This window comes from Desulfovibrio sp. 1214_IL3152 (genome assembly GCF_036763055.1).
Lineage (GTDB): Bacteria > Desulfobacterota > Desulfovibrionia > Desulfovibrionales > Desulfovibrionaceae > Desulfovibrio.
On record NZ_JBAIYW010000188.1, the window covers coordinates 1 to 5,822 of the forward strand.

Annotated in this window: 6 protein-coding genes; 5 read left to right on the forward strand and 1 reads right to left on the reverse strand. The window is 52.2% G+C overall.

Features of this window, described 5'->3' with window-relative positions; translation table 11 throughout:
* Positions 1 to 540: 540 nt before the first annotated feature.
* From V6C07_RS03935 to V6C07_RS03945, 3 genes are all read left to right on the forward strand, one after another.
* Positions 541 to 1,056: a hypothetical protein gene (locus V6C07_RS03935; RefSeq protein WP_333535059.1), complete on the forward strand. Its 516-nt coding sequence runs from the start codon at positions 541 to 543 to the stop codon at positions 1,054 to 1,056.
* A 410-nt stretch (positions 1,057 to 1,466) separates the two neighbouring features.
* On the forward strand, positions 1,467 to 1,925 hold the full coding sequence (locus tag V6C07_RS03940) for a MarR family winged helix-turn-helix transcriptional regulator (protein WP_333535060.1): 459 nt from the start codon (positions 1,467 to 1,469) through the stop codon (positions 1,923 to 1,925).
* A 26-nt stretch (positions 1,926 to 1,951) separates the two neighbouring features.
* A complete protein-coding gene (locus tag V6C07_RS03945) occupies positions 1,952 to 2,353 on the forward strand; it encodes a pyridoxamine 5'-phosphate oxidase family protein (protein ID WP_333535061.1) in 402 nt (133 codons plus the stop codon).
* A 1,403-nt stretch (positions 2,354 to 3,756) separates the two neighbouring features.
* On the opposite strand, the gene V6C07_RS03950 is transcribed toward V6C07_RS03945, so the two are convergent.
* A complete protein-coding gene (locus V6C07_RS03950) occupies positions 3,757 to 3,945 on the reverse strand; it encodes a hypothetical protein (protein ID WP_333535062.1) in 189 nt (62 codons plus the stop codon).
* Positions 3,946 to 4,015: 70 nt separating this feature from the next.
* Between V6C07_RS03950 and V6C07_RS03955 the strand changes: the two genes are divergently transcribed.
* The gene (locus V6C07_RS03955; RefSeq protein WP_333535063.1) at positions 4,016 to 5,206 is read left to right on the forward strand and encodes a sugar transporter; all 1,191 of its coding nucleotides are present in this window, start codon (positions 4,016 to 4,018) and stop codon (positions 5,204 to 5,206) included.
* A gap of 136 nt (positions 5,207 to 5,342) precedes the next feature.
* A complete protein-coding gene (locus V6C07_RS03960) occupies positions 5,343 to 5,723 on the forward strand; it encodes a DUF488 domain-containing protein (RefSeq protein WP_333535064.1) in 381 nt (126 codons plus the stop codon).
* Positions 5,724 to 5,822 lie beyond the last annotated feature (99 nt).

Here is a 5,822-nt window from a genome sequence, read left to right on the forward strand (position 1 = left end):
GAACTCATTATTTTGAGTGGAGCGTATATTTCGAGGTTCGCCGCCAGCCGCAATCAGGCAATATGAGCAGTTTTGTGCTGCTGAAATGGCTGGGGAATTGCCCAGGAATCTGATGGGAGTGAGGCCCATTGAAGGGCTTGCCCCCGTCTTTGGTGTAGAGCCGCTAAACGAAAAAACCCCCGACCATCTTCCGATGATCGGGGGTTTTAATTATCTTTCTGGTGGAGCTGGACAGAATTGAACTGACGGCCTCTTGAATGCCATAAAAGGGAATATTACCTTTGTGCCGCTAAAAAATATACTTGGGATTGAAGTGATTGATGATATTTGCCTTTAAGATAATTATTCAGCGTTGTTGCTATCTATTAATGGCGTCTAAAAATTAAAATACTTTTTTAATTAATCTATAAGCGCACAAAATACTTATTCATAATATCCTAGTATAATAGTCTATTTTTATTCAAAGTCAATCTGCGGCATCTTTGTTGCTTAACATTTCATTGTGAAATGAAATAGGAAATTTTTGCCGCGGGGGTTCCCATGTCGATCTCTCTTATCCAGACATGCAATGTGCAAGCTACTGCCAACACACAAAGTACCGTCACGTCTACACGCGGGTCTGAATCTGTTCATCGCAGCATTGGGCAGGACACTGTTTCACTTTCTGAAGAAGCAATACGTTTGAGCCAGGAGTGCAGCAGCACCTCTACTTCGGGCATAGAGCAAACTAGATCAAAACCTCTTGAGCATTATCAACTGCCTGACTGGATTGAAGAAGTTAGCACGCCCTACCTATGTGTAAATCATAAACTTTTAGAAAGATCGGAGCCAATTCCTACAGGAGCGAGTGAGTATGGCAGCGCCGTGATGAAGGCTTTTAGAACTGCCTTAGATAAAAATGGCATTAATTCTGATAATTACTACGAAGACTTTATTAAGAACACAGAAATTAGTATGAAAGTTAAGAATGACGTATGCACACTGCTTCAGCAAGATTCTAACGCAATGCAGCTAATGAAAATCTACAATCCTTCTCTTTACCAAAAGCTAGCTTAACCCCGCGTGGCAGCAGATTGGCTTTCAAAGCCCCAATGGGCAGAGTAGTTTGTCTGAGCGCCTACGGGAACGTCGAACAGTTGTTTTGCACAAGTTATTTCCATGTGGAAACCTCAGGCAACCACCCAGAAAAAAGTGATTGTGAATAGAATTTTTAACGCCGCGCACACGCAAAACCCCAGAACATCACAAGATGGTCGGGGGTTTTACTGTCTATCGGCTTATCAGAACAGCATTAACCCGCGGTCCCTCAAACCCCATAAAAGCTCTAATGCGTTTCCTTTCGGGCGAAGTCTCCGCAGGCTATCCTGAACCCATCTAGCTAAGATTTCATCAAACTGTTGACATTGGTTCGGCGGCGAAGTATCTCATCTTCAGATGGTTCGTCGACGAACTAAAAAGAGGTATTCATGAATACTCCAGGCAGCAGCGATGCCATTATTGCTCTGGCGGCCCTGATTCGCGAACAGGCCAACACGTACATTGTCAACGCTTTGTCCAGTCACGGCGTAGACGATCTGCTTCCCGCCCACGGCGCGGTGCTGCATGCGCTTTTCGAGGCTGGCCCTTTGAAGATGAACGAATTGGCGGAGCGTATTAAAAGAAAAAAAAATACGGTTACCGGCTTGATCAGCACACTTGAAAGCCGTGGCTATTGCCGTCGTGAAACTGATCCGCATGATGCTCGCGCACAGGTAGTGCTGTTGACGGAAAAAGGGGAATCCATGCGCAGGATTCAGCACGCAATTTCTGTTGATCTGTTACGGCTGGTATGGGGCGATGTGGACGAGGCTGAAAAGGCTGCCTGCGTAAAAACGCTGGAAAAAGTTTTACGCAATTTGCAACAAAACGGATCAAATAATACCTGAAATGTGGGGTTATTATGAATAATGCAATGACTGAAATTTCTGGTTTTCTTGCCGAAGCTCCCATGTGCTTTATTGCCACGGTCAGTGGCAACGAACCGCACGTGCGGGCGTTTCAGTACCAGTTTGAGCAGGATGGAAAGCTGTGGTTCTGCACGGCGAAAAGCAAGAATGTTTTCAAGCAGCTTCAGGGCAATCCCGCCGTTGAAATCTGCGCTGTCAATAAAGACATGGCGTGGGTTCGCGTTACCGCCAAGGTTTCTCTTGATGACAACCGCGCTATAAAGGAACGTATTTTGGCAGAACGGCCCCTGATCAAGGGCATTTATGGAACGGCGGATAATCCTGACTTCACGACATTCAGCGTTGAGCACGGCGCGTATGTTATTGCGGATTTTTCCGGCAACCCTCCGCGCAATGGTTCTTTCTAGAGCAGATTAACTTTGAGAATGTACATTCTCAAAGTTTAAGTCACGCTCGCTTCGATGCTTAACCGCGCAAGTAAATTGCGCTTGCATCTTTGCGGCGGGCGACTGCTCACGCAGCCGCCAGAGCAATTTCAAAGTGAAATTGCTCTAGCCCTGGAAAGCCTACGCCAGGGTAAAAGGCATCTGCTGTTCTGGCTTTATGTGGTGGCCGGAGATGCTTTACCCTCGCTGCACGAAAGTGCAGCGAGCCACAATGTGGCGTGGATTCAGCCGAGAATAGCATTTTCCGGCTGAATGAAAACTTTGAAATGTGAAGCATTTCAAAGTTAATCTGCTCTAAAGAGCGTTGCACCAATAGGCTGCAAGGCTAAGGCACGAAAAGCCCCGACCATCTCTCGATGATCGGGGCTTTTTAACTGTCTGCCGGGCGGAGCCGAACAGGATTGAACCGAGGCTCTTGTGTGCTGCTTATGTCAGTTGGTGTTGCGAAGGGGCAGTACAGCATGGCTTAGCGTTCACGGCGGGAAATGGCCGATCGGTGCATACACAAGTCATGCGCAGGTTCCTGCGTGCGTTCTCCTCGTCTCACGCGCGTGTCGTGCCGCGCATGTATGCCCGCTTTTCCGTTAGCCCTGCTTCATCTTGGCAATAAGCTGCGCCAGGCGCTCGGCCTGCCGGGCAAGGTCGGCCACCGCATGACTGGCCCCGGCCATAGCCTGTGCCGTCTGGCCGGATAACAGCATACATGCGCACGTTTCTCGTCAGGCTTATGGAGCTTTGGCGCAGTTCATCGCCCAGAGCGACCACAATGGCCTTGTTCTCCATCACCTCCTCCATGCGCTGGTTTGACCGCACATAAAGAACCAGCGTGCCGCAAACAAAGAGAATGGGGGCGATAGTAGCCAGATTTATACAGGATGTGGCATTTTTTATAGTCATAACGCGGCTCCGGATCTGGTTAAGCCTGTTGGTGAAAAAGCCATGAAAAAGAATATGGTATTTTATCAATACTGAAACTTATATTTATGCATTTTAATTAGAGGCGGCGCGCAAGATGGTTCGTTTTTCTGGTGGCAGCAGCCGTTTTCATCCTGTGGTGATTGCCTGTTCTCGTGCCGAACAACAGGGCACGAGGGGTAAGGCGTGTCGGCGATGCGGGGTGAATGGCGCGGAAAAGCTTTTTGATAGCGCGTGGTTGTGACTGCCTTCGGGCGGCATTCTTTGCGGGCAGCAGGGGCGGTACGCCCAGTGCCGATGCCCGTTGCTTGCACGGCAGCGGGGCAAGTTGCGGTGCGTATGCCCCAGATACGTGACGGCTTGATTTATGGCATTTTTAAGATAGATTTAAGGCGTCGGCCTGTTCGTGTGCTGCTCCAAGCCGCCGGGCCGGGCGTGAGCCTCATCTGTCACATGGCGCTGGTGTCCTGCCGCAATTGCAGGGCAGGCTGCGCCTGCCGCATCTCTTGTTGTACCAATCCTTCTTGTGCCTTCCGGCCGTTGAAAAAGACGGTCTTTACGGATGACGTTTCAATAAAACTGGCTCGTTGTTGTGCAGAAACAAAGAAATGACCGGCTGCGCCCGTTGCATTTTGCAAGGGTCGGGCGTATGGCGCACCTCGTTATTTTGCCCGCCATAAGGGCATGAGACTGATATAAGGACTGAATATGACCACCATCAAAACTCCAGAGGGAAGGCGTCTCTGGGTTCCTGTTTTTACTCTTGCCCTGGCCGCCTTTATTTTTGTCACCACTGAAATCCTGCCCATCGGCCTGTTGCCGGAAATTGCCGCTGACCTTGGCGAAACAGAAGCCTTTACCGGGCTGCTTGTGGCAGTATACGCTTGGGTTGTGGCCCTGCTGTCGTTGCCCCTGACCGCCCTTACGGCCCGTTTCGAACGGCGCAAGCTGTTGCTTTGCCTGTTTGGCATTTTCATTGCCGGGCATGTGCTTTCGGCATTTGCCTTCAACTTTGCCACCCTTATGGTTGCGCGCATATGCGTGGCCAACGCCCATGCCGTATTCTGGTCCATAGCAAGCCCCATTGTGGTGCGCGTGACGCCTCCGGCATTAAAGGCCAAGGGGCTTGCCATCATCATTGTGGGCGGCTCACTGGCAACGGTGCTCGGGGTTCCGCTCAGCACGGTCATCGGCCAGCATTTCGGCTGGAGAACAGCGTTTCTGATCATTGGGGGCGTGGCCTTTTGCATCGCGCTGATTTTGTGGCGACTGTTGCCGACGCTCGAATCCAAGGACACGGGATCGTTCAAAAGCGTACCCGCCCTGTTCCGCAACAAGGAGCTTGCACTGATCTATTTACAGACCATGCTTGCCGTGACGGGGCACTTTGTTGCGTATACCTATCTGGCCCCTCTGCTCATTCAGACGGGCGGTTTCACGGAAGGGGCCGTGCCTGTATTCCTGCTGATTATGGGCCTGTCCGGCATTGCGGGCAGCATATTCGCCACGCGGCTGGCGGGCAGCGGATCAAAGCTTGTCTTTACCGTGCCGCTGGTGACCATTTTTATCTGCCTGCTGGCTCTTAATGTGTCCATTGACCGTCTGCTGCTCATCGTGCCGCTGTGCGTCGTGTGGGGCGGCAGCATGGCGGTGCTGGGCCTGCTGTTCCAGAGCAGGATACTTGAGCTTGCCGCTCACTCCGCTGACATCGCCACGTCAATCTACTCCGGCATTTTCAATGTGGGCATCGGCGGCGGCGCGTTTATCGGCAGCATGGTATTCAACAGGCTTGGACTGGGCATGACGGGCTATGCTGGTGCGGCGTTCTTTTTCCTGACCATTCTGGTCAGCCTGTGCGCCGTGCGGATTGGGCGCAGCCAGACCCCGGTGGACGGTTAAGGCCGCGCTGTGCGGATATTCTGTGATGGGACGGCAGGCGCATGCGGTCATGCAGGGATGCGCAGGCGTGCTGCCCGCGTTTCCCGTTCGGGCCGTGCTTGCGGCGGCTGTTCCGGTTCCAAAAAGGAGGCTCGTGATGAAGATCATTCTGCACCGTGTGTATGATCATGACCTGCCCGCCGCCGACATGCGCGTTTTGGTCGACCGCATCTGGCCGCGAGGCATCGCCAAGGCCGCCGCCAGTTGGGATGTGTGGCTGAAGGATATTGCCCCGTCCAATGAACTGCGCCAATGGTTTGCTCATGACAGGGCAAAATGGAAAGAGTTTGAGAAGCGCTACACTGCGGAACTGGACGCTTCCGAAGCGCCGCTGGCCGAACTGCTCGGGATTCTGGCAGAGCACAGCACGGTTGTTTTTCTGTATGCCGCAAAAGATCAGGACTGCAATAACGCCGTTGTCCTGAAAGCTTATGTGGAATCCCTGCCGCAACCGCACGGCGCGCCGGCCCCAAGCTGACTGGCTCCCGGCTTGCGGCCCGCTTTTGCGTGACGGTCTGCTTTGGGTGGGCGGCGATTGTGCCGCGTCACTGTTACGGGCCGCCTTGGTCCTGCTCTG